Source organism: Bacillus sp. JJ1122 (assembly GCF_036964885.1).
GTDB lineage: Bacteria > Bacillota > Bacilli > Bacillales > Cytobacillaceae > Mesobacillus.
The window spans coordinates 1-21542 of the sequence record NZ_JBALQL010000012.1; the positions used below are offsets into that span (position 1 = coordinate 1).

At 40.7% G+C, this 21542-nt stretch carries 21 protein-coding genes; 9 read left to right on the forward strand and 12 right to left on the reverse strand.

Going from position 1 to position 21542, the window contains the following annotated elements; genetic code table 11:
• Positions 1–124 precede the first annotated feature (124 nt).
• Positions 125–916, reverse strand: coding sequence for an alpha/beta fold hydrolase (locus V7201_RS07365; RefSeq protein WP_335376151.1), 792 nt, complete (start codon positions 914–916; stop codon positions 125–127).
• Between the two features lie 184 nt (positions 917–1100).
• On the opposite strand from V7201_RS07365, the gene V7201_RS07370 reads away from it, so the two are divergent.
• On the forward strand, positions 1101–2255 hold the full coding sequence (locus tag V7201_RS07370; protein ID WP_335376152.1) for a glycoside hydrolase family 18 protein: 1155 nt from the start codon (positions 1101–1103) through the stop codon (positions 2253–2255).
• 108 nt (positions 2256–2363) lie between these two features.
• Positions 2364–4436: a hypothetical protein gene (locus V7201_RS07375; protein WP_335376153.1), complete on the forward strand. Its 2073-nt coding sequence runs from the start codon at positions 2364–2366 to the stop codon at positions 4434–4436.
• A gap of 288 nt (positions 4437–4724) precedes the next feature.
• On the opposite strand, the gene V7201_RS07380 is transcribed toward V7201_RS07375, so the two are convergent.
• The 6 genes from V7201_RS07380 to V7201_RS07405 all read right to left on the reverse strand — a co-directional run bounded on the left by V7201_RS07380 (position 4725) and on the right by V7201_RS07405 (position 9789).
• On the reverse strand, positions 4725–4994 hold the full coding sequence (locus tag V7201_RS07380; protein WP_335376154.1) for a hypothetical protein: 270 nt from the start codon (positions 4992–4994) through the stop codon (positions 4725–4727).
• 60 nt (positions 4995–5054) lie between these two features.
• A complete protein-coding gene (locus tag V7201_RS07385) occupies positions 5055–5828 on the reverse strand; it encodes a class I SAM-dependent methyltransferase (protein ID WP_335376155.1) in 774 nt (257 codons plus the stop codon).
• A gap of 101 nt (positions 5829–5929) precedes the next feature.
• Entirely contained in the window at positions 5930–6199 is a 270-nt protein-coding gene (locus tag V7201_RS07390) for a DUF1292 domain-containing protein (RefSeq protein WP_335376200.1), read from the reverse strand.
• Between the two features lie 93 nt (positions 6200–6292).
• Positions 6293–7210, reverse strand: a complete 918-nt coding sequence (locus V7201_RS07395; protein WP_335376156.1) for a CBASS cGAMP-activated phospholipase — start codon at positions 7208–7210, stop codon at positions 6293–6295.
• A 120-nt stretch (positions 7211–7330) separates the two neighbouring features.
• Complete coding sequence (locus V7201_RS07400; RefSeq protein ID WP_335376157.1) at positions 7331–8794, reverse strand: alanine/glycine:cation symporter family protein; 1464 nt, start codon at positions 8792–8794, stop codon at positions 7331–7333.
• Between the two features lie 167 nt (positions 8795–8961).
• Entirely contained in the window at positions 8962–9789 is an 828-nt protein-coding gene (locus V7201_RS07405) for a dimethylarginine dimethylaminohydrolase family protein (protein WP_438825033.1), read from the reverse strand.
• 207 nt (positions 9790–9996) lie between these two features.
• Here V7201_RS07405 and V7201_RS07410 point away from each other — a divergent pair, with 207 nt between their 5' ends.
• The 7 genes from V7201_RS07410 (at position 9997) to V7201_RS07440 (ending at position 15202) form a co-directional block, all read left to right on the forward strand.
• A complete protein-coding gene (locus tag V7201_RS07410) occupies positions 9997–10140 on the forward strand; it encodes a hypothetical protein (protein WP_335376159.1) in 144 nt (47 codons plus the stop codon).
• Between the two features lie 15 nt (positions 10141–10155).
• Positions 10156–10308 (forward strand): Fur-regulated basic protein FbpA, encoded by a 153-nt coding sequence (locus V7201_RS07415; protein ID WP_335376160.1) that lies wholly within the window; start codon positions 10156–10158, stop codon positions 10306–10308.
• A 92-nt stretch (positions 10309–10400) separates the two neighbouring features.
• Positions 10401–10724: a MerR family transcriptional regulator gene (locus V7201_RS07420; protein ID WP_335376161.1), complete on the forward strand. Its 324-nt coding sequence runs from the start codon at positions 10401–10403 to the stop codon at positions 10722–10724.
• Between the two features lie 165 nt (positions 10725–10889).
• Complete coding sequence (locus tag V7201_RS07425; protein ID WP_335376162.1) at positions 10890–12221, forward strand: ammonium transporter; 1332 nt, start codon at positions 10890–10892, stop codon at positions 12219–12221.
• 86 nt (positions 12222–12307) lie between these two features.
• Entirely contained in the window at positions 12308–13294 is a 987-nt protein-coding gene (locus V7201_RS07430) for a DUF294 nucleotidyltransferase-like domain-containing protein (protein WP_335376163.1), read from the forward strand.
• The gene (locus V7201_RS07435) at positions 13281–14015 is read left to right on the forward strand and encodes an exonuclease domain-containing protein (protein ID WP_335376164.1); all 735 of its coding nucleotides are present in this window, start codon (positions 13281–13283) and stop codon (positions 14013–14015) included. The genes V7201_RS07430 and V7201_RS07435 overlap by 14 nt, the downstream gene beginning before the upstream one ends.
• 164 nt (positions 14016–14179) lie before the next feature.
• Positions 14180–15202: an LLM class flavin-dependent oxidoreductase gene (locus V7201_RS07440; RefSeq protein WP_335376165.1), complete on the forward strand. Its 1023-nt coding sequence runs from the start codon at positions 14180–14182 to the stop codon at positions 15200–15202.
• A 59-nt stretch (positions 15203–15261) separates the two neighbouring features.
• Here V7201_RS07440 and hutG read toward each other — a convergent pair whose 3' ends face one another.
• From hutG to hutP, 5 genes are all read right to left on the reverse strand, one after another.
• Positions 15262–16221 (reverse strand): formimidoylglutamase, encoded by a 960-nt coding sequence (gene hutG, locus V7201_RS07445; RefSeq protein WP_335376166.1) that lies wholly within the window; start codon positions 16219–16221, stop codon positions 15262–15264.
• Positions 16190–17470 carry an imidazolonepropionase gene (gene hutI / locus V7201_RS07450; RefSeq protein WP_335376167.1) on the reverse strand — a complete coding sequence of 427 codons (1281 nt, stop codon included), beginning with the start codon at positions 17468–17470 and terminating at the stop codon, positions 16190–16192. Before hutI ends, hutG begins: the two co-directional genes overlap by 32 nt.
• A gap of 84 nt (positions 17471–17554) precedes the next feature.
• Complete coding sequence (hutU, locus tag V7201_RS07455) at positions 17555–19216, reverse strand: urocanate hydratase (protein WP_335376168.1); 1662 nt, start codon at positions 19214–19216, stop codon at positions 17555–17557.
• Positions 19217–19270: 54 nt separating this feature from the next.
• Positions 19271–20803, reverse strand: a complete 1533-nt coding sequence (gene hutH, locus V7201_RS07460; protein ID WP_335376169.1) for a histidine ammonia-lyase — start codon at positions 20801–20803, stop codon at positions 19271–19273.
• A gap of 105 nt (positions 20804–20908) precedes the next feature.
• Positions 20909–21346, reverse strand: a complete 438-nt coding sequence (gene hutP, locus V7201_RS07465) for a hut operon transcriptional regulator HutP (protein WP_335376170.1) — start codon at positions 21344–21346, stop codon at positions 20909–20911.
• Between the last annotated feature and the right edge of the window lie 196 nt (positions 21347–21542).

A 21542-nucleotide genomic window follows, 5' to 3' on the forward strand; every position in this document is an offset into this window, starting at 1 on the left:
TAGGAGCCGCAGCTAGACAAGCGTCTCGAGGGGCTAGGCACTGGAGCTGGACAATTCTCGAAATGAATTTTATACTTTCTTTTCCGTAAAAAAACCCACCCAAATTTGGGCGGGAATCTCTTAATTATATTTTGGCTAAAAAGTCTTCCATAGCCTTTACAAGCCCGGCAGGCTTTTCATACATGCTCATATGGCCAGCGCCTTTAATCAAAACCTGTTGAATGTTAGGTTTGTTAATTGTAAACGTCTTTTCAGGAGGAATGATTTGATCCTGTTCACCCGCCACTAAAAGAACAGGTACTTCTGAACCTTCAAGTACATCATTTCGGTCTGGCCTGTCCCTCATAGCCAGTAATGCGCTTACAACGCCCTTAATTGATGTAGACATTCCAATTTTTACAGTAGTTTTAATATCTTGTGCATTTACCTCTGAATTAGCTGGTGAGAAAAGTTTTTGAGAGAGTCCATGGATGAACGAATCCATCCCTGCTTCAAGCACTTTCTTAGCATTGGTTTCTCTGCCTGCCTTAGCTTCATCTGAATCCGGATTGGCGGTGGAATGAATTAACGAAAAACCATTCAAATATTGCGGATATCGCTCAGCAAATGCAAGAGTGATATATCCTCCAAGTGAGTGGCCGAACATGGTTACATCCTCTAGTCTTAATTTATCAAGCAACTCCTTTATCAATCCTGCCATATCTTCAATTGAATATTTTTCAAATCCCATTGTAGAGTCTCCATGTCCGGGTAGATCTATGGCAATAACTCGATAATTTTCAGATAGATCAAGCAGCACCTTTCCCCAATATAACTTGCTTCCTGCAAACCCGTGAATTAACAAGATTGTTTTTCCTTCCCCTTTATCAAAATAAGATACTGCTGTATTCCCAACTACTGTTTTTATGGATTCCATATCTTTGCTCCTATCCTTTTGTTATATCTTTTTTATTCCCTTGTACGAATTTATTAATCTCTCTGCAGCTCCCATTTTGCAGAAAATTCCGTTTGCACAGGTAGAAAGGCTGATATTACCACACCTCAGCCTCCTGTTTCTCTGTTACAATTTTAAAGTTGAATAATCTCAGGGGGACTCTGATATGAAAAAACGCATCCTGCTCCTAATGATCGTATTGCTTACCTTCGGTGGAGGTTTTATAACTGGAGTACTGTATTCCAGCAAAAAATCTACGGCTGAAGATGTACTTTATACTAGTGGAAATACTCCTCAATCAGTTAAAAACCTTGAACTCAAAGCTGCTCCACAGGCAAAAACACATAATCCAAAGGTGCTGATTGGCTATGTTCAGGATTTTCGCAATCCGGATGAGATCGACTATAAGAACCTGACGCATGTGATTTTTTCATTTGGCCATCCAACAGCCGATGGCAAACTCCTGTTAAACGGTGACCAAGCTCTGAAAAATTTACGGGCAATTATTTCCAATGCAAAACAGCATGATACTAAAGTTATTTTAGCAATAGGCGGCTGGTACCATATAAAAGGCGGCGAATCCTATGATTACTTTAAAACTGCTATTTCCAACGAGAATTCCAGAAAAAAGCTAGTCAATGAGCTTGTTAGCTTGGCAGATCGAGAAAATCTCGATGGAATAGATATTGACTTTGAACATCCACGCTCAAACGATGATGCTCGATTCTTAGCTGCATTTTCAAAAGAACTAAGTTCCTTGCTTCATCCGAAAGGCAAAGAGCTATCCATAGCAGTAAACGCTAAGGTTCATAGCGTGACGGGCACCGAAATTCATTCTGTCGTGTTCGACCCAGAGATGTTCCAGTATTTCGACCATGTCAATTTAATGGCATATGACGGCCAGTGGGATGGCGCGTACAATGCCGCTAATTTATCTCCTTACTCTTATTCTGCTAATATTGTTTCATATTGGTCGAATCTTTTTGATCGACACGGTTTTTCGAGGGAAAAGCTTGTGCTAGGTGTTCCTCTTTATGCGCAGCCTGAGGATCCCGCTATAAAACAGGTTTCCTATGAAGCTCTTATCAATAATAATCCTGCAAATGTTAATAAAGACAAAGTAAGTTTGAATGGTACTATCTATCATTATAATGGGCATTCAACACTACAGAAGAAAACAAAATTAGCGCTGGACCAGAAGCTTGGCGGAATGATGGTGTGGGAAGCTGGCCTCGATGCTCGAGGGCCTAATAGTGCGACTTCCATGATTGCTAACGTATTAGACAATAAAGATGACACACGATTCTATACAAAAAAATAACTCAACGAAGCCATTTTGGCTTCTTTTTTTTGCCTTCATCAAACATGGACACAGATTTGTACAGCTCGAATAAATTAGCAGTAAAGAATATTAGGTGGTGCAAACTGCATGAAATTACCGACTATTTTAGGCGGACCTATTTTACGAAGGACTGATCCTTCCTGTATATATATTTGGATCGCATTAAGCCGGAAGCTGGAAATCGGCGCTGAATTGTTTCACATCCTTGAATCAGAGACCACTGAAAATGTTCAATATCTTCCATTGGATATCGGATTTGAAATTAAGACAATCAAGGCTGGAGAACAGCTATATGTATCACTTATAAAAATAATGCCTAAGGACAAAGCTTTTCCTCCATACACACTACTCGGCTATAATCTGTTATTTAAACGCGGAGTTCTTCATCGTGACTTAGGTAGCTTTGATTTACTAACACCTGGACATACGGATGCAATTGTATATGGCAATCTCAAGTATCCCACTTTCTATATAGACCAAAAGCATGAACCAACCAGGATTCTATATGGGTCATGCCGGAAACCGCATGGTAATGGAAATGATGCATTTTCAGCTGCTGATCTATTGTTGCACGAGCAGTATCAAGATTTATCTGAACGCCCTAGTACCTTATTTTTAATGGGTGACCAGATTTATGCCGATGATGTGGCAGACCCGCTCTCTCATATTTTAGCTGCTGTCGGCCAAGAATTGTCAGAAAACCAGGGAACTTCTCTTCTGAAAGGATCCTTGATAGATGATTCACTCTCTCCACGACTGAACAAAATAAATGGCCGTCAATATCTGATTGAACATCTGGCTAAATTCACGACTAAAAATGGAGATAATCATTTAATCTGTTTCAATGAATATGCCGCAATGTATTTAATGGTATGGAACCCTGAACTCTGGCATTATGTACAGGAAAATGAACTGCTTCTGCCTTTTCAGCAAATTCTCGATCGCGGCATGCTGCATCTTAAATTTGATTATGACAAGAAAATACAAAAGAAAGAGATCAAAAAACTTAAAGCGCGATATGAAGAGCAGCTTGATCGTCTTAGAAATTTTATTCCATCTGTTTCTGCCGCCAGAAGGGTTATGGCGAACACACCAACATATATGATCTTTGATGATCACGACATAACAGACGATTGGAATATATCACCAGATTGGACTGAATCCGTCAGCCATTCACCTTTAGGTCAGCATATCGTAACAAATGGATTGGCTGCCTACTGGCTTTTTCAGGGTTGGGGGAATGACCCGGAAACTTTTGACCAGAATTTTTTGAAATCCGTCCAAAAGTATATCGAAACAAATAATACTCAATCCGAAGAATATTTTAATGGAATCAAATTGTTATCCGAGTTCCACTCCTGGCATTTTGTCGCCCCGACTATTCCAAAAACGGTTTTCCTCGACACCCGTACACAACGGGAATTTGACCCACGTCCTAAGCCAGTTAAGCTTTTGAATATCATAGAGGAAACCACTCGGACTCCCTTTTTGATCAGCAATGAAGCATGGGACCAAATCACTCAGAAACTTAAGGCAAGCGGCTGGAAGAAGAATACACCACTGAATATAGTCTCTCCATCACCGGTTTATGGAATGGGATTAATAGAAACCTTCCTTCACAAATATGTTTATCCTTTTAAAGTACTCGGTATTCCAGTCCAGACATCCTTTGATTTTGATTCATGGAAATACAACGGAAAAGGGTTTAATGCACTTGTAAGCACTGTAAGCAAATGGAAGCCAAGTTACTGTGTTTTGCTTTCTGGGGATGTACACTTCTCAACTCAAGTAAAATCTGAAATTCAATATGATAATGGCGACCAATTATTCTTTTACCAAGTTATAAACAGCCCCATTGTTAATGAAAGCTTTAATGGCATTTGGGGTGGGTTAATGAAGACAGTCATGTGGTTCAATGCAAGAAAACGAAAAAAACAAACTCTTCATCGCAGCTGTGACCGCGAATATAACTTAACTTTGCAAACGCAGCCACCAATTAAAACCTCCAATCATTTATGGACTGAAACCATTCAATATCTTCCATTTGAGGATAACAGCATAATTGAAACCAAAAACTCCATCGGTTCATTAATAAATAAAAAAGGAAAAATAGAAAACACACTTTTGAGGGTTTTTGAAAAAAGTGATAGTGAGATGTGAAATTTTTTCCAATTTACCAATGAGAGTGATGTGACATCTTTAAATGATGGAGACCACTAACATCATTCAGGCCTAACTATTTTTATTAATAAGGGAATTAAAGAAGGCACCCTTAACTACTTCCAATATGCTGTCTTGAATCAGAATTCAAAGGCGTCAAAATCTTATTTTGATTCCGACAAATAACCCAGGAGAACTTTCTCCTGGGTTTCCTGTTTATAAATTTTGGTGCTTCCCGCTTCAATCAACAGTGTTGAAAAATATCACAGTTATTAATTTAGCAGATTCTTATATCCCGATTTCCTCAAACTCCTTAATCTTCTCCAGCCTTTCCACAAGCACCATGCATTTCCGGTCCCCAATTTCATATATATACATTTTATGGCCATTTTCTTTCAGAAGCTTCTTGAATTGGATCTCGCCTATTAGATCATACCCTTTGGCTAAATCCGCGATTTTCTGTAAAATCTGTTCTCTGCTTGGTTCGTTAGTAGAGGCTATTTTAATAGGAAGGGGGATTCCTTTAATCTTAAAAGTTACTAAAATGACGCTATCCAATTAAATCAACTCCTTTCAAAACCAATTCGACGCATTTTATTATTTTTCCTTTATATATAGTTATTTCTTTGACGCAGCTAGTAAAAAGCTCTGACCTTTAAAACTCACAACGTTTTCACCTGAAAAAGCAATTGAAAAATGCTTAACCATTGAGTCGGTAGCGACTTTCATGAATTTACTTAATTCGGTTTTATCCTTGTCAGGCAAATCCATCATTTTACACCATGTCTCATAATGAAATTCCTTATCAAAAGTGAACATAGAATCCGTATATAAACCGGCTTTTTCAACTTTTAAAATCCATTCAGATTTTTTATATGCTCTAAAATGGCTTGGATCTCTTTTCTTTTCAACAGTGTTATAAAACTCATCATATTCTTTGTTCTCTGGCGCGACATTATCGACAAGAACAAACAGGCCTCCTGACTTTAATACCCGAAAAACCTCGCTTACGAAACGGTCTACTGCCGGAAAATGATGGGCCGCAATCCGGCAAGTCACGACATCAAAAGATTCATCAGCAAAAGGTGTTTTTTCAGCATCCCCCTGAAGGAAATCAACATTTTCATAACCGTTTGAACGGATAAACCGCTCAGCCTCATTAAGCATATCAGGAGTTAAATCTAATGCAGTGACCTTTTGAAAGTAAGGAGCAAGAGCATTCGCTACATGTCCTCCGCCTGTAGCTATATCAAGAAGATGTTCAAAAGCCCCGTTACCTTTTACAATCTCCACTACTTTAGCCAAATCCATTCCTTTAGCGTGTGATTTGCTTGTTACATAATGGCTTGCATTTTTACCGAACTGTTGTTGGACCATATCTTTTTCGCTCATCCAGATTCCTCCTGTTATCCTCATGTCATCATAATAACAAATAAAGGAAAAGTTTGGAATGAACAAAAAGAACGGAGAGCATTAAAGCTCTCCGTTCCCTGCTATTCTTCTTCATTCACCATTTCATCAAATGCAGTCGATACTTTTTCAAACTCTTCATCTGAGTCAATTGCAGCAAAATCGCCATCTTGATCGACTTTTAAGAAGAAGATATCGATATCTTCTTCATTTTCTTCCTTTAAATCATCTACAAAACTGACAGCAACGTAATCTGTACCTTCAATGGTAACAGTTCCAATTACCTCTACTTCATTTTCCTCTTCATTTTCATCACTTATTGTAAAAACTTCGCCAACTTCGATTTTATCCATCATCCAGTCAGTCCCCTCTCAATATATTGGTACACTCAGAAATAGTATTTCTTAACTTTTTATTCCCAATTCAATAATAAAGGTAACACAAGTTTATTGATTCTCTAACAAAAATGCATGAATCTCTGCTTTTCGCTCTTGAAAAACCTGTTTGCCTAGCTGCTTCATTTCTGTCATAAAGCTAATATCATCAAAAGGAATTTCTTCTGATAATTCTCTATTGATTCGTAAATAGTGCCCTCCGAGTAAAAGACGGCAATGGTAAGAAACGGACTCGGACGACAAATCCATCGCGAGATCCAGAAGCTTTGGGGTGACCTTCATTGAAGGAAAATGGAACGGCAGCCATTGCCGCACACCCCAATATCTTTCTTTTTCCATTTGAAAATCTATCCTTTGCTGTCCTGTTCCTATAGAAAGTATTTTAATATCCGTAAGCTCAGATTTGAAATGGTGTAAAGCCTCTGTCACACATACCAGCGATGGATTATTTGCCCATAGACCTCCGTCAATCGACATGTATTGATTGTTTACATTGTTGGGTGGAAAGTAGATAGGTGCTGAACAAGAAGATAGAACAGCATCCCATAATTTAACGTTTAACACCTCTTTTTCGGAGAATCCATAATCTGATCGATGAACATATGGTTTGCCATGCGTAAGATCAACTGCCGGTATGATCAGAGGCTTACTTATATCCCCTAGCGCTATATCACCAAACGCTTTTTTCAACAGCCTGCGCAAGTATCGATCACTATAAACGCTCTTGAAAAACCCAACCTTTGCTTTCCGCACAAAGATTTTCTCCCCATAAGTAAGATAGCTTTCCATTACTTTATCCATTTTTGTATTTAATGCAGCAGAAGAAGCTATAATCGATCCCGTACTTGTCCCAGCAATAACATCGAACAATTCTGCAACCGGCATTTGGTATTCTTCCTCAATCGCCTGTAAAATGGCTATAGGGAATACACCTCTTATTCCACCGCCATCTATGCAAAGCATTTTCATGTTAATCCCCCGATATTACTCATTGTCATTAACAGCCTTCCCTAATATGGAAACAATATAATTGTATAAATATAAAAGCAGAGCCGATCATAAACGATCGGCTCTGCCCTTTAGCAACCATTATGAAACTTTTTCTTTTTCACGGTCAAATGTATATTCTTCTTCCCAATACTCTGCATTTTTAATGCCTAGCTTCTTCGAATTGAAAACAGGATCCAACCCTTGCTTTTTCTGCGCTTCATAATCTTTAAGAGCAATTAAAGCAGGCTTTGCCAGAAGGATAATGGCAATCAGATTCAGCCACACCATCAACCCTAAACCGGCATCTCCCAATGCCCAGGCAAGCGATGCTTCTTTAATAGCTCCGTAGAATGTCGCACCCAGGATGACAACCTTAAGAATGAACATTGGAACTTTTCCATCTCGTCCTTTAAGAAGATAAGCGATGTTCGTCTCAGCCATATAGTAGTATGCCATGATGGTAGTGAAAGCGAAGAAGAAAAGGGCCACAGCGACAAATCCAGCCCCGAATCCAGGAATAACAGAATCGACAGCTGCTTGTGTATAACCAGGCCCAGCTTCAACTCCTGCTAAGTTTTCGACTAGGAATGCCTTTCCATCAGGACCTACAGTATTGAACATACCAGTAAATAGAATCATAAATGCCGTTGCTGAACATACAAACAGTGTGTCGATGTAAACCGAGAACGCCTGTACTAACCCTTGCTTTGCAGGATGTGAAACCTCTGCAGCAGCTGCAGCATGCGGTCCAGTACCTTGTCCTGCTTCATTTGAGTAGATCCCTCGCTTTACTCCCCAAGCAATGGCGCTTCCTAGGATACCACCAAACATGGAATCAGCACCGAATGCACTTTTAAAAATAAGAGCAAAGACAGCAGGTAGTTCAGTGATGTTCATAGCAATAATTACTAATGAAACCAAGATATAGCCTAGTGCCATAAAAGGAACTGTATATTGAGCTACATTCGCAATCCTTTTAACACCGCCAAAAATAATTAATCCTAAAAGTGCAATTACAATGAGACCAGTAACACTTTTGCTGACCCCAAACGCGTTCTCCATGCCAATTGCGATAGAGTTGGATTGGATGCCTGGCATCAATAGAGCCATCGCTAATAGAGCTGAAATGGCAAAAGCGATTGCAAACCATCTGATTCCAAGGCCTTTTTCGATATAATATGCAGGTCCGCCTCGGTATAAACCATCTTGCTTAACCTTATAAATCTGTGCAAGAGTAGACTCTACAAATGCACTTCCTGCACCGATAAAGGCAATTGCCCACATCCAGAACACTGCACCAGGGCCTCCCATTGCAATCGCTGTTGCCGTTCCTGCGATATTACCAGTTCCAACACGGCCGGATAAAGCAATAGATAAGGCCTGGAATGACGACACACCCGCATCAGAACTTTTCCCTTGAAACATAAGCATGACCATGTCTTTAATATGCCTAACTTGTAAAAATCGTGTCAGGATTGAGAAGAGCAGGCCGATCCCTAAAATGATATAAATAACCGGTGTACTCCACAAAATTCCATTTAACCAATTAACAAATACTTCCAAGTGAATCCCCCTTTACAAATTTAAAATTCTTTCTATTTAGAATTATAAAATAATATTTCTTGTGGGACAAATAAAATGTGATGTAAAACAGTATACTTTTTCCTAACCTGTACAAAAACACACCCTTTTACCTAGTAAAAGGGTGTGTTTCCCATTTGTATTCTGTTTTAGAATGCTTTCACTTCACGCAGGATTGGAAGTGTGCAGCATCTAAACGAACCACCAGATTTAATGATCTCCGTTATATCCACTTCAATAACTTCAAACCCTTTACTCCGAAGCTTATCATTGACTCCTTTGTTTACAGGCAGGCTGAAAATATGCTTGTTTCCAACAGACAGAACATTTGTTCCGAGAGTGAATTGTTCTTCTTCCGTCACATCTATAAGTTCATATCGGGAACTGAATAATGTAATGTCCTCCTCTGTCAGCGCCTTTCGGTAAACGAGCGCCACATCTGGAGATACTACGTTAAAGACACAATCCAAATGAAGATATTCCGCTTTGAAATGGATTGCCTTTACTTCAAATTGCGGCAGTAATCCTTGTAAATGGTTTACAGCATTTTGATTTGTACGATTGCTCAGACCAATATAAATAGTTTCCCGATCAATGATAACATCGCCGCCCTCGATTTGATCACCAAGTAAATTGTAGTACGAAATCCCTTCGTCCTCGAGCCATTGTTTCAAAACATCCTCTTCACCTTTACGGATATCACTTGCCATTTCAGCGACAAATATGGTCTGTCCAAGAGTGAACCCTATATCTCTTGTGAACACCTGCTCAGGATATTTTTTATGATATGGAAGCAATATGACCTCTACGCCGTATTTTCGAAGAGTACTTACAAAATCATTATGTTGTTCTAATGCTCGTTCAATATGTATGCCTTCATCCTTGAAGTGTTTCTGCGTTTCATTGATCACCTCGCGAATCGTCATATACTGAGGTTGGCACAAAATGACTTTTTTTAGCACATCATATTCATTCATCACAAATCCTTTATTATCTTCCTGACTGTTCTGTTCCAAATTCATTCCTCCTAGTGGACACTTCGTTTATAGTTTTTCCTTCTTTTTACTTAAACATTACTTTCACGCAAAAGTTCGGTTAGAAATTCTTACACATTTGCTGACGCTAATATGAAAATAACTTACGATTATGAAAATCAATTACAGAAAAGAAATGAGGCACTGTCTATGAAATATCAAAATGAGTTGAGTTTAGCAAAATTAATTGTACTGCTGGACGTTATGAGGGATGAATTATATGAGGAACTGCTGAAAAGTCGAGGAAACCAGGCACAGATTATTTTAAGAAGTGTTCAAAACGAAATTACTTAAAGGAGGAATCCAAAGATGTCCTTGCATTTACGATCAGCCATTGAAAAACTAAAAGAGCATTATATTCATTATTTAATTAAGTCAGGGTTAACTGATGTAACGGAAGATGAATTAAAGAAATTCACAATAACCGAATTAAAGAATCTAACAAACAAGTTTTCAAAATAATTTCGAATAGATAATTTCCTTTTGTCAAATCAAGTTACATGTGAGAAAATATAACATATAATACATTAACATATTGAAACGTGGTGAAACATATGGCAAACGAAGCGTCCTATAAGGATAAAAAGGTAATTACAATCGGTATCGTGAAGGAGTTGACAGGCCTTTCAGAGCGACAAATCCGATATTATGAGGAAAGAAAATTAATATTCCCCGACAGGACGCCAGGCGGAAGCCGAAGATATTCATTTGCTGATGTTGAACAATTAGTCGAGATTGCAAATAAAATAGAAGATGGTGTCCAAACATACGAAATCCGACAGGAAATGATTCGTGAAAAGAAACGCAATGATGAAGCAGCCCATAAAAAGATGATCCAGGGACAGCTAAATGCCCGATTTGGGATAAAAAAATATTAATTTATGAATATTTTCTAATTCTAACCCCCTTTTGTGGGGTTTTTTCTTTTAAGAGAAAACTAATCAAGCGAAAACAATGTTAGATTTCCTCACACGAATATAGAAACCTTACCAAATACATGCGAGAATACAAATTACATTCAAGTTTTTGAAAGGGGAGCCATTATGGAAACTTTATTTTTAATGAACAGTCTATGGGTGATGATTGCCGCAGTTCTTGTTATTTTAATGTTGGGAGGATTCATCCTGCTGGAAACAGGATCAACACGGATGAAAAATGCTGGCCATATTGCCGGAAAAACCATTTTAACCTTTGGTATTTCTTCCCTTGCGTTCTGGGCTGTAGGTTATGGGTTAATATTTGGAGCAGGGAATTCAATCATAGGTTTTTCTGACTTTTTCTATTCCGGATATGATATCGAGGGCCTTGGTCTTTCTGGATCTGTTTTCTTTTTATTCCAGTTAGCTTTTGCTGGCATTTCTTTAACTATTGCATTTGGTGGATTTGCAGAACGAGCGAAATTATCTGTATACCTGGTATTCGCATTATTATTTTCTGTTTTAGTCTATCCCTTCATCGCACATTGGATTTGGGGTGGCGGCTGGCTGGCTGAACATGGCAAACAGGACTTTGCCGGCTCAACCGTCGTCCATCTTACAGGAGCGATGGCAGCACTCGCAGCTACGATCCTATTGAAGCCTCGAATGGGAAAATTCAACAAGGACGGCTCAGCTAACAACATCGAGGGACATAACCAGGTCTTCACCGCCTTAAGTGTCCTGTTGCTTTGGGTTGGCTGGTTCGGCTTTAATGCTGGGAGCACTGTTTCTGTTGACGGAGCTTTCTTTGGCTTTGTAGCACTCAATACTAATCTTGCAGCCGCTGCAGGAACAGTCGCAGCTATGTTGATTTCCTGGATTGTAGTCGGGAAGGCAGATGTACCAATGATGCTGAATGGAGCTTTAGCTGGGCTGGTAGCTATTACGGCATCATGTGCATTTGTTGACACTTGGGCTGCTGTTGTGATTGGCCTAATCGCAGGAATCCTTGTATTCTATAGCATTCGTTTCTTTGAAAGCAGAAAAATCGACGATCCTATCTTTGCCTTATCAGTTCATGGTACGGCAGGTGTTTGGGGTACTTTATCAACAGGATTTTTCGCAACACCTGAGCTGGCTTCTGTTGGAAAGCCTGGTCTATTTTACGGCGGCGGTTTTGAACAATTGGGAGTCCAGGCAATGGGAGTGGCAGCATGCGCGGCATTTGCTTTCGTTGTTTCATATATCATTCTGGCAATCATGAAAGGATCAATGAAAGGATTGCGTGTCACAGAAGAGGAAGAAATCATCGGTTTAGACATGAGTGAACATGGCAGCTACGGTTATCCTGAACTTGTTCATTCCGTATTAGCGAAAAACGGAGAAACAGTTGCAACTGGTACGGGTACGAATACCCAAACTGTACAATTGAAATCACAGCAGCCATCTATAAATTAATTGACAGACGTATAATGTAACGGCGGTCCCTTTTTCGGGGCTTGCCGTCTTTTCTATTTTATGGTTATCGGGAGGAAGAATGTCAGATGGAATTTACAAGTTATGAGCAAATAAATGATTTTCGCTTACAGGGAATCGCACTAGTCTCACGTAACAATCATGAACTGAATGATTTTCACGACCAGGTTTACGAACTTGTTATTTCTTTAGCTTTAAGACGTATGAACATGAGTTATGGCGATCCTCCCTCCTCTTTCACTTTCTTTGTCATGGGAAGTGCTGGCAGGTTTGAGCAATCGATTTGGAGTGACCAGGATCATGGAATCGTATTTGAGACAAATAACGATGAATCAAAAAAATATTTTATTCATCTAGGCCAGGAAATATCCGATGGTCTTGAACGAGCTGGATATCCGAAATGCTCGGGCGGAGTAATGGCCGGCAACCCATTATGGTGCAAACCTATGACAGAATGGAAAGCACAAATCCATAAGTGGACAGCTGAATCCTCCTGGGAATCGATCCGGTATTTATTAATTTTTGCAGATTCCCGTCCACTATACGGAACGACTTCTCTGCTCATGAGTATAAAAAAAGAATACTCTTCATCCATTGAAAAAGAGCACCTAATAAGAAGAATGCTGCAAAATACGATGCATATTAAAAAAGGAGTTGGTGTCCTGGGACAGCTGCTGGTCGAAACCCATGGGAACTTTTCCGGCTCAATCAATCTTAAAGACACAGCCTTCTTTCCATATGTAAATGCCGCCAGACTCCTGGCATTAAACGAAAAAATCACAGAAACCTCAACGCTTTCAAGGTTAACTTTAGTTTCACAAAATGCGATGCCATCTGAAAAGAGCATTTTTTTTGCAAAAAACTTCTCGAGACTGCTAGAATTCCGGCTTCTTCATGGCATTCATCATAATTACGAATCGGGTCACTATGTAAACGGAGACAATCTGACAAAATCGGAAAGAAAAGAGTTAAAAGCATTATTAAAATCAGGCGAACTGCTGTATTTCAATGTCAAAGGACAGATTGAAAAGGAAAATCAATATGGGAATGAATGATATGGTCCGCTTTGTGAGACAAATGTCTGGCAAACTGGGTTCGAATATATATGCAGGATTACAGCCTCAAACAAACGCTCAGCAAATTTCATTTATCAGGCAGCTGCAAAAAGAAATGAAACAAAAAAACAGCCTTGATTGTCCTTTGAATGAGTTGCCAGTTATCGTCTTTGATTTAGAAACAACGGGATTTTTCCCTGAGAAAGGAGATAAAGTGATTTCCATAGGAGCAATTAAAATGACCGGGAGCAAGATACATGAGAAGGACGTATTTTATTCTTTAGTTAAAACAGATACCTCCATTCCAATAGAGATATCGAAATTAACCAATATTGATAATGGAGAGCTTGAAGGGGCTCCAGAAGCAAAGGATGTTCTGATAGACTTCTTTAATTTTATCGGCAGCTCCATATTGGTTGCACACCACGCAAAACACGAGCAAGCATTCATGAAAAAAATTTCCTTAGAACAGCTTCGAGTAAGTTTTGAACACCGAATCATAGACACATCATTTTTAGTCAGGTTAACAAATCCTGTATTTCATCCATTGCCATTGGAACAGCTCTGCAATGACTGTGGAATTGAAGTGACAGATCGCCACCATGCATTGGCAGATGCGAAAATGGCAGCTCAAATATGGGCATTTTTTCTTAAGAAAGCACAGCATCAAGGCTACAATAATCTTCGGGAAGTATATGAGTATCTTTCAAGGCAAAGATAGATTTCTCAGCTTCCCTATTCTTCCTCATTCTTTCTTCATATAATGATCTCAAAACATATTATTTTGATTAACGAAAGATAATTGGTACTATTGATTTGTAAAACCGCAGGGAATAGTAACTATCATTACTGCGTATTTATTTTTCAATGAAAGTAGATGAAAAAATGACAAATGGAAAATCATTAAACAACATTAAATATTCTGTACTTGATTTGTCTCCGATTCTTCAGGGGGGCACAGCAGCAGACGCATTTAAAAATACACTTGACCTAGCACAACACGCGGAAAAATGGGGCTATAACCGTTATTGGCTAGCAGAGCATCATAACATGCCTGGAATTGCAAGTTCTGCAACATCGGTGGTAATAAGCCATGTGGCAGGAGGTACTTCCACAATCCGTGTTGGATCCGGCGGAATTATGCTTCCTAACCATGCCCCACTCGTAATCGCAGAACAATTCGGGACGCTGGAGTCCCTTTTCCCTGGCAGAATAGACCTCGGACTTGGCCGGGCTCCAGGAACCGATCAAGTGACCGCATACGCTTTAAGGCGCGAACGTCGAAGTGATGGACAGGATTTCCCTGAGCAATTAGACGAACTGCGCGCTTATTTTAATCCAGAATTGGATTCACAATATCGGAGTGTTCGGGCTATTCCTGGCGAGGGGCTTAACATTCCGATCTGGCTTTTGGGTTCAAGCGGCTACAGTGCCCAATTGGCAGGTCAGTTAGGCATGCCATTCTCATTTGCCAGCCATTTCTCACCTGAGAATACATTAGGTGCCCTTAAACTTTACCGAAGAAGCTTCCAGCCATCAGATGTTCTTAAAGAGCCATACGCAATGGTAGGAGTGAATGTAATCGCTGCTGAAACAGATCAGGAGGCTCAGTTCCTTGCTACATCCATGCAGCAGCAATTCCTTAATCTGTTCAGGAATAATCCAAGCCCATTACTCCCTCCTGTTGAAAATATGGGTGAACAGCTTACTGAATATGAAAAGATGCTTCTGGACAGCCGTATTGGCTCATCAATCGTCGGAAGTCCGCAAACAGTAAAAGAAAAGCTTCAGCAATTCCTATATGACACTCAAGCAGATGAAATGATCATTAACGCCCAGATCTTCAATCATGACGCAAGGCTGAAATCATTTGAAATTGTATCTAAGATTTTTAAAGAGATGGACTAACTTGACAGTTGTGCTCAAAAAGGAGAAGAATCCTAATATGGATTCTTCTCCTTTTAAGTTTATTCAAACGTTTTATTCTTGCTATACATAAATCTAAGCATGGCTGCTGCCGCAAGTCTGCTTGTAATATCACGGAAATCCTTTGATGGATCAATTTCTACGATGTCCATCGCTTTTACTTTTTCATGAGACGCAGAAATTGCAATACTTGAAAGCAGTTCCCTGCTTGTGATTCCGCCTGGCCCAATTGCTGGACAACCTGGCGCAAATGCCTGGTCCACTACGTCCATATCAACAGATAAATAGATTATGTCTACTAGTTTAGATAGTCTGTCTAATTCTTTTTCTATGATTGAGACGATTCCAGTCAATTCAACATCTGCCATTGTATAGACAGAAATACCCTTTTCTTTTGTATAATCATGATATTTCTTAGCATTGGCAAAATCACGGATACCAATCTGCACCAAATGCTCCCCTTTTAAATAACCGCCTTCAATAAGGCTTCTGAATGGAGTCCCATTGGTCCTTCCACCGTCCTCTAGATTCCTTACATCATGATGAGCATCCCATTGGATAACACCTATTTTACCGAAACTTTCCTGAAATGCGCGGATAGAAGGATAGCTGACTCCATGGTCACCGCCAAGCATGATATACCGTTCGCAAGCATTTTTATCAATCATTTCTTTCACACTGATATGGAGGCGTGAAAGTGATTCCTCCATATCGGTTGGGTGGATCATTACATCACCAAAGTCTATGATTCTCACATCTTGGAAATCAGTATCACGCTCTCCTGAAAAAGTTGAAAAACTATTCAGACTCGCTCTGATCGTTTTCGGGGCATCCGATGCCTGAGATAAAGAGATAGATGTTTTGGAAAAAGGAAGACCAATCAATCCTATCTCACCTTTTTCACCTTCATCATATTGAAAAAGACACTCATTTACCTTTGTGACATACTGGTCTTTAAATACAGTCGTTTTACCTGGCTGAAGATAGCTGAATTTCTCCATAAGACACCCTCTCCCACAGTTTGTTTCCTGAATGATAGACGCTTTGTACGTGATTCACGCCGAAGTGGTAAGGAATATATTTATAGTTTGGAATATCCCAAAGAACAAAATTAGCATCCTTTCCTGTTTCAAGCGTGCCAGCTTCCATCCCTTTTCCGATCGCATGAGCTGCATTTATTGTGACAGCATTCCAGATTTCCTCTGCAGACATTTTAAGCTTCAAAGCAGCAAGCGACATAATTAACTGCAGGTTTTCCGTTACACAGCTTCCAGGATTGAAATCAGTTGCCAATGCAACCGCTGCACCTTCGTCAATCATTTTTCTCGCTCGTGCATATTGGTCTTTTCCCAAGTAAAAAGTAGTGCCAGGAAGAAGTACCGCCACCGTATTGCTCTTGCTTAATCGATCAATGCCTTCGTCTGAAGCAGCAACTAAATGGTCTGCACTTGCTGCTTCTAGGTATGCCGCCAATTCAGCTCCACCCAATGGATCAATTTCATCTGCATGGATTTTCAAGCCGAATCCCTTTTCCTTTGCCTTGTGTAAAAATTGTCTTGATTGCTCGATTGTGAAGACACCTGTCTCACAAAAGATATCAACGAACTCTGCTAGTTCATTTTCTTTGATTTCATCAAGCAAATCGGCCATTTCTGTTAGAAATTGATCTTCTTTTCCCTTATAGGCACGCGGTACAGCATGTGCTCCCAGGAACGTTGAAACAATTGAAATGGGATACTTTTCTTTTAGTCTCTTAACAACCCTCAGTTGCTTTAATTCTGTTTCTGGATCCAATCCATAACCGCTTTTCGCTTCGAGAGTGGTAACACCATGGGAAATCATTCTTTCCAAATGGAAAGATGCCTTTTCAAACAGTTCTCCCTCTGTAGCATTTTTGGTCGAAGTAACTGTAGATAAAATTCCACCACCCTGAGCGAGGATTTCTAAATACGGCACTCCCGCCTGTTTCAAGGATAGTTCATGTTCACGAGACCCACCGAAGACTAAATGTGTATGTGGATCAACCAGGCCAGGGGAAACGACCTTTTCGTTAGCATTTACACGTTCTTTTGCACTAAATGTAACGGCTTCCGCTTCAGGGCCAAACCAGGCCACCTTCCCGTCAATTACCCCTATCGCCGCGTTTTCCATTATATTAAGCTGCTTCATTTCCTGGCCTTTCAATGGCCTGTTAGTGCCTTTCGGTAAAATAAGCTGTCCAATATTGTGTACAAGTAAATCGAATTCCAATTCTGCTCCACCCTTTCTTTATTCATATGTGAGTCGATGCCAAATCAAGATGAACTACACACTTCTCATCTTGATATCTGAAATTTATGGAAGCATTGGGATGTCGACACCTTTTTCTTTTGCTGTTTCGATTGCCTTTTCATATCCAGCATCAACATGGCGGACAACACCCATGCCCGGATCTGTTGTCAGTACTCTTGTTAGGCGTTCTTCGGCGAGGTCGGTGCCGTCTGCCACTACGACCATTCCTGCATGAAGAGAATAACCCATACCAACACCGCCTCCATGATGGACAGAAATCCATGAACCTCCGGCTGCAACGTTTACAAGCGCGTTCAAAATTGCCCAGTCCCCAACTGCGTCACTGCCATCCTTCATTGCTTCAGTTTCACGGTTCGGAGAGGCAACTGATCCACTGTCCAAATGATCACGGCCGATGACAATCGGAGCCTTTAATTCTCCCTTGCGCACTAAATCATTGATTGCGAGACCCATTTTCAAACGGTCACCATAACCAAGCCAGCAAATACGGGCAGGCAGTCCCTGGAACTCGACTTTTTCCTGAGCCATGTCAATCCAGCGCTGGAGAGGCTCATTTTCTGGGAATAGCTCTTTAATCAGCTCATCTGTTCGGTGAATGTCTGCAGGATCACCAGATAGAGCTGCCCAGCGGAAAGGTCCTTTACCCTCACAGAAAAGCGGGCGAATATAGGCAGGTACGAAACCCGGGAAATCAAAGGCGTGCTCCTCACCATTGTCCTTAGCGACTTGGCGGATATTGTTTCCATAGTCGAAGGTGACCGCGCCCCTGCGCTGGAATTCAAGCATAGCTGCTACATGCTTAGTCATAGAGAATGATGATTGCTTTACATATTCCTTTGGATTTTCTTCGCGCAGTTTAGCAGCTTCCTCCAAAGAAAGGCCAACAGGAATATACCCATTCAAAGGGTCATGTGCAGAAGTCTGGTCCGTCACGATATCAACCTTGAAGTTTCTTTGAAGCAATTCAAGATGCAGCTCAGCTGCATGTCCTACTAACCCAATCGACATCGCTTCTCCCTTATGCTTTGCATCCTTTGCCCATTCAATCGCTTCATCAATCGAGTAGGCGATGCGGTCACAATAACGTGTATCAATACGTTTTTGAATTCTTGCAGGATCAATTTCCACTGCGATACAAACTCCCCCATTCATCGTTACCGCTAATGGCTGGGCGCCACCCATTCCTCCCAAGCCTGCTGTCAATGTGATTGTGTTCTTTAATGATCCGCCGAAATGCTGCCTTGCGACTTCTGCAAAGGTTTCGTATGTCCCTTGCAAAATTCCCTGGGAGCCAATATAAATCCAGCTGCCAGCAGTCATCTGGCCGTACATCATTAATCCTTTTTGGTCAAGTTCATGAAAATGCTCCCAATTTGCCCATTTTGGAACCAATACGGAATTGGATAATAAAACCCTTGGAGCAGCCTTATGTGTTTTAAATACAGCAACCGGTTTTCCAGATTGAATCAGCAACGTTTCATCGTTTTCAAGGCGGCGAAGCGTATCAACAATTGCATCAAAAGCATCCCAGTTCCTTGCTGCTTTCCCAATACCGCCGTAAACGACAAGCTCTTCAGGATTTTCAGCCACCTCAGGATCTAAATTGTTGTATAGCATCCTTAATGCTGCTTCTTGCTCCCAGCCTTTACATTCAAGTTCAAGACCATTTTTTGCTTTGATATTTCTTTTAGCTTCGATTGCCATGTTTCCCACTCCTTCTTTTATCTCTTAAATATAGATTATTAGATTTTAAAGCCATTAACTTTCCAGAACCAGGGTTCCTTCATCCTTTGTTATAGCTGTCCATTGCCTATTATTTTTTTTTAGCCATTCAGCAAGCCTCTCAATGTCCTCTGAAAAGATGCGGTCCTCTGTGATAGAAGGGACAATCTTTCTGGCTTCCTCATAAAACCCTCTTGTTTGAGGTGACATTTTATCGACTCCACGGTATTGGACAGCCTGCAGAGCACAGATACATTCAATTGCCAGTACACGCCTGACATTTTGTATAATACTATGGGCATGACGCGCTGCAATAGTTCCCATGCTTACATGGTCTTCCTGGTTTGCGGAGGAAGGGATGGAATCAACACTGGCTGGGTGGGCAAGCGTCTTGTTTTCTGAAACCAATGAAGCTGCACTATATTGCATGATCATGGCGCCGGATTGCAGTCCTGGCTGCGGACTTAAAAATGGCGGCAAATCGTTTAACTGGGGATTTACAAGTCGTTCGATCCTCCGCTCAGAAATACTCGCAAATTCTGCCATAGCAATTTTCATGAAATCCATTGCAATTGCTATGGGCTGCCCGTGGAAATTGCCGCCAGATATGACTGTTTCCCCTCCATCAAAAATTAATGGATTGTCTGTCGCAGCGTTCATCTCAATTTCCAGTTTTTCTTTTACATAATCGAGCGCCTGCCAGGAAGCACCGTGAACCTGTGGGATACACCTCAATGAATAGGCATCCTGGACCCTTTTTTCTCCTTGCCTTGTCATAAGCTTGCTTCCTGACAGCAGACCTCTCATACGCTCCGCAACATCTATTTGCTGCTTGTAGCCGCGCGCCTCATGGATTGCAGGATGAAATGCATCAATAACGCCCTCCAGACCTTCCATAGTAAGAGCAGCAATCCATTCAGACTGGTAGGCAATATCATTTGCCTCGATCCAGTTCACAACACCCATTGCTGTCATCGCCTGTGTACCATTAATCAACGCCAATCCTTCTTTAGCCTGCAAAACGATTGGCTCAAGGCCTTCCTGTTTGTATACTTCTTCTGTCTTAAGTACCTTGCCATTGTAAAAGACCTTACCTTCTCCAAGAAGGACAAGCGCCAGATGTGATAAGGGGGCAAGGTCACCCGAAGCACCAAGTGACCCCTGTTGAGGTACGACTGGATGAATCTTCAGGTTGAGAAGCTCTGTCAATCGCTGGACAATCACTGGTCTAATTCCTGAAAATCCTTTGATAAGTGCATTAAGACGAAGTAAAATCATGGCTCTCGAGACCACCTCAGGGAACGGTTCACCTACTCCGCAGGCATGCGATCGGATTAAGTTTAACTGCAGGGCATTTACATCATGTTCCTCAATGATGACGTCACTGAATTTCCCAAAACCTGTATTTATTCCGTAGATTGTACGTTTTTCGGCTACAATTTTGTCGACCGCAGCCCTGCTTTCTTCAACCTTTCGCATACTATCGGGACTAATCTTGACAACTTCACCCTGGTAGCAAACCTGTTTAATTTGTTCCAATGTTAATGTTGACCCTGTTAAAACAACCATTGACCCTTACCCCCTATTTAATAGATAAAATAAAAAGGAGACGACAATGGCATACTTAAACCATCATCGCCTCCTACTGACTTGTGTACTATAGGCAATGTACAACTATATGTGATTGATTCCCAAACCTACCGTTTCATGCTCTGAGCCTTTAACTGGAGCGCCGATTGTTCCATAAAAAGCGACGGCAATCCATTCTCCTTCACTATTGTCTGGGAAGGGAGTTCCACGGACAATCGCAAACCGAAGGCCAACGGTCCTGCTCATCTCGCCGATAGCAAGATGGCCTCTCGTTACTCCTTCCATTCCTTCCATGATTGCATGGTACAGCGCATGGGTCTCGCGGTACAAATTGGGATGAATGAGTCCGTGGCGCTTGGCTGCTGTTTCCACTGCGGAAATCACTTTTTGCATATTCATCGATCCAACTTTGCCGATACAATAATTAGCATCCTTTAATGAAGCACTAAAAAAAGCCATTTCTTCTTCAGTTAATGATGAAAGCAGGATCGCTGTTTTACCAATCGCTATTCGGTTCCCCATAACAAACCCCGTTTTCTGAATTTTAACTATTGACTAATAACTAATATTAATTTTATGTGTCCCACCCGTCTCTGTCAATGATTTTGGGAAATTTTAGTATTCTAATATAGTAGTATGATGACACACTAAAGCGTTTGATTTAATAATTTATTGAAGTTAAAATAATCCATAAAAAAACGCCATACATCTTTTCAGT